The following is a 3,441-nucleotide window of genomic DNA, read 5'->3' as shown; positions in this document are numbered from 1 at the left end:
GTGAAACCGGCTCCAGTGCATGCCATTACGCCAATTGTTTGCTCCGTACTTCTTTGCCCCAAACTCTAAAACTTTACCGATTTCAATCAGTGCCAACGGTGGGATTAATTCAACACGCGCCTTGCCATCATCATTTTTATGGGCATCTCTTGCATTCTCCAAAACGCGTCTACGCATGCAAACTTCATCGTTATGAAATCTTTCATTGTCATATAAAAGGGTAGTAACAAATTCATCACCGCAAATACGGGCATTACCATAAATCCATCCCATACCGTAAACACGTGCTTGATCACAAACTAAAGCATTGTCAAAAATACTGGCATCAACAATAAGGGCATCATCATAAACCCGCGCATTCCCATAAACCTTAGCCCCTCCATAAATCCAACAATTACCATAATGCGATAAGTTGCCTTCATGTTCTACCCAACCACCGAGATCACCTTTCTTTACGCTTCCAAAATCTCTTAAGGCACGAATCCTACGCAAAATGTGTCCATTCTCTTCACTTCCATACTCTTTCAGGATTTCATATTTCTTTTTTACAGACATCATCATCTCCTAAGACTGCAAACCGTCGCACGCGCTATCAACGCCACTACTCTTGCAAATTTTCGTAATTGGGGGGCGCTGCTCTTGCATTAATGTCTGCAAGCGCTCTGGATAAAAGAAATCATCAGGGCGCAAATCTATGCCACGTTCACGTGCATAGGTTAAAATTTTTTTCTGGTGCTTTGCTGGTACAAAATCACGCCACCTAGAAATAGATGATACATCTCTTTCAACTATACCTGCTACAGTTCTTAAGCCACCTAAATACTTTATAATCAATTTCGAAGGCATATTTATCTCCATAATGCCACAGTAGATAATTGCGTTTTATGCACAAGTCAACGCAATTTTGCCTTTTTATCATTTTTGCATAAAAATATATTTTCAAGGATTGTATGAATCATGGAAAAAGACATTCAGTCTCAACTTAAGCTATGGATTAAAGAGCGACTTAAAGAACGGGGTCACGGTGCACAAACATCGTTAGCATCCCATCTGAAATTGCACCCATCAGCAGTGAACCGCATGCTTCACACCTATCAAAATGGGAAATCCCGCGATATAACCATAGATGAATTGATCAAAATTTCCGAATTTTTTAATGAACCACCACCCAGTTTTTACAAAGAAGCAGACTTAAATTTTGTAAAAATATGCGCTTCTCTTGAACCAGATGATAAAGAAGCGGTGCTCGATTTCCTTGAATTACTAAAAAAAATAAAAACAAGATAGGCTATTATTGATTGCTTTTTTTCATTAAGCATCAAAGAAAGACCTTCTGTTTTTTGACCTATATTATCCATCACATTTCCTAAATTGTGGATAGCGCATAAATTAGCTACATATTTTAAAATTTATTTTTTTGCATTTTATGCAATTTTTTGATTGACATGTGCATAAAATACAATTACAAAACCACCATACCCCGAAAAAAAAATCCTATGTCAAGGCGTTTTTTTCAAAATGTGTTTAAATATTTTGATTATGGAGGCTGTTGTGAACAAACCAGTTTTTATAAATTCTGATGAAATTCTCTTAGTCATGTGTGAAAATGAAGTGCAAAATCTTGCACAAGCTGGTCCTTTCTACGAAGAAAAAGACATTATCGACTTTATTAATGAAGCCGATAATGCCGTCCAAATCTTACGGGTTGAACCAAAAACGAACCGCTGTGAAGATATTTCTGAAGATATCGCAGAATTCTATATTAAAGAACATGAACAAAAATGTTTTGACGGCAAAATACCTCATGACTTTGTAAAACATAGCACGGCATACAGTTCTTTTTTAGATGCTATCGAGCAGCAGCGTTATGAAGATGAAAACTACGGTACATATGAAGAACAAAATCGTTTAAGCCTTTCTGACGTAATTCCAAACTACCCACATTATACAAGGCGTTTTTAAAAGCGCCCCTTCAAATCTAATTCATATGAGGTTTGTAATGAAAAATTTCATACCTACTCAACATACTATAATTCAACAACAAATCATTAAAACCGTTAACGCTCGTGACTTGCATGCATTTTTGGAGGTCAAAGCCAAGTTTAGATACTGGATAAGAAAATCTATTAAAGAACATGGATTTCAAGAAGGCATCGACTTTGTTGCATCGAAAAAACAATCATTCCCCTCATCACGCGGCGCTCCTTGTAAAAATTATGCCCTCACTTTAGATGCAGCTAAACACATCGCCATTTGTGAACCTAGTCTAAAAAGCAGGAAAATTCGTCAATATTTTTTAGAATGTGAAAAAAAAGCAAAAGCAAAAACCGATTATTCAAATCCTGAAACATTAGAAGAATTCATAAAACACCTCAGAAAGCAAATTAAGCATGAAAATGTCGTCACAACGAATGGAGTGAAGCATGCATAATGTTATGACAGCAGCAGAAAGCAATTTTAACAACCAAACCGTTCCAACCATGTCTAGCATTGAAATTGCAGAAGTGTGTGGTAAGCAACATAAACACGTTATGCGTGATATCAAGAAAATGCTTGAAGAACTTAACGCCCCCAAATTTGGGGTGGTTGATTTTAGCGAGCCCAAATTTGGGCTGGCTAAATTTTTAAGCAATTATATTGATGAACAAGGAAAAACACGTCCTTGTTACAACCTTCCCAAGCGTGAATGTTTAATCCTCGTTTCTGGTTATAGCACTGCTTTACGTGCAAAAATAATTGACCGTTGGCAAGAATTGGAAAAGCAAGCAGTAATACCACAAATAGACTACTCAAGTCCTCAGGTTATGCTTGGTGTTTTAACTTATCTCAAAAATGAAAACGAGCAAAAAGATAACATTATTGCAAATTTAAAACCAAAAGCCATGGCGCTTGAAAGCTTGCAACGCTCTGATGGGCTCTTCGGTCTTACTGAAGCCGCTAAAATTCTCGAGATGCAACCAAGAGAGTTTATTATCTTCTTACAAAAAAGAAGATGGATTTATCGACGCACTTTCGGGGCTCCTTTGCTCCCTTACCAAGATAAAATCCAAAAAGGTCTTATGGATTGCCCAACCCAAACTATTCAAACCGCAAATGGAATAGAAAAAGTCGTAACAGCCGCAAAAATCACTACAAAAGGCATCGGCGTGCTCTCTCAAGAGCTTCAAAGACAAAGCGTACATTAAAAGGTTTTCAACATGACCAATTCACCCTTAACTCTTATGGCAAATAAATATGGATTTTCCTATGAAGAATTCCGAAAGACGATTATCAAAACATGTATCAATCATAATTTCTCTGATGAAGAATTCGCTGCCTTTCTCTCTGTTGCTAGCACTTATGGTCTCAACCCTCTAACTAAAGAAATCTACGCTCTTCCTAAAAGAGGCGGCGGCATTATCCCTGTTGTCTCTATTGATGGGTGGATTAAGATCATTAAGT

7 protein-coding genes are annotated in these 3,441 nt (G+C 37.2%); 5 read left to right on the top strand and 2 right to left on the bottom strand.

The genetic code is table 11. From position 1 onward, the window contains the following. Positions 1-555, bottom strand: a 555-nt coding sequence (locus ABD915_RS09085) for a dATP/dGTP diphosphohydrolase domain-containing protein (RefSeq protein WP_345117560.1), incomplete at its 3' end; no start/stop codon positions are given. A gap of 9 nt (positions 556-564) precedes the next feature. Continuing rightward, the gene (locus ABD915_RS09080) at positions 565-846 is read right to left on the bottom strand and encodes a helix-turn-helix domain-containing protein (RefSeq protein WP_345117558.1); all 282 of its coding nucleotides are present in this window, start codon (positions 844-846) and stop codon (positions 565-567) included. A gap of 111 nt (positions 847-957) precedes the next feature. Between ABD915_RS09080 and ABD915_RS09075 the strand changes: the two genes are divergently transcribed. The 5 genes from ABD915_RS09075 to ABD915_RS09055 form a co-directional block, all read left to right on the top strand. Further along, a complete protein-coding gene (locus tag ABD915_RS09075) occupies positions 958-1,287 on the top strand; it encodes an XRE family transcriptional regulator (RefSeq protein WP_345117556.1) in 330 nt (109 codons plus the stop codon). A gap of 264 nt (positions 1,288-1,551) precedes the next feature. After that, positions 1,552-1,962, top strand: coding sequence for a hypothetical protein (locus ABD915_RS09070; protein WP_345117554.1), 411 nt, complete (start codon positions 1,552-1,554; stop codon positions 1,960-1,962). Between the two features lie 37 nt (positions 1,963-1,999). Further along, complete coding sequence (locus ABD915_RS09065; RefSeq protein WP_345117552.1) at positions 2,000-2,431, top strand: antA/AntB antirepressor family protein; 432 nt, start codon at positions 2,000-2,002, stop codon at positions 2,429-2,431. Beyond that, positions 2,424-3,185 (top strand): Rha family transcriptional regulator, encoded by a 762-nt coding sequence (locus tag ABD915_RS09060; RefSeq protein ID WP_345117550.1) that lies wholly within the window; start codon positions 2,424-2,426, stop codon positions 3,183-3,185. Before ABD915_RS09065 ends, ABD915_RS09060 begins: the two co-directional genes overlap by 8 nt. A 12-nt stretch (positions 3,186-3,197) precedes the next feature. Continuing rightward, positions 3,198-3,441, top strand: a 244-nt coding sequence (locus ABD915_RS09055; protein WP_345117548.1) for a recombinase RecT, incomplete at its 3' end; no start/stop codon positions are given.

The organism is Bartonella jaculi (assembly GCF_039543045.1).
In the GTDB taxonomy this organism is placed as follows: Bacteria; Pseudomonadota; Alphaproteobacteria; order Rhizobiales; family Rhizobiaceae; genus Bartonella; species Bartonella jaculi.
The sequence above is the reverse complement of the archived record's forward strand: the minus strand, read 5'-3'. Positions and strand labels throughout refer to the sequence as shown.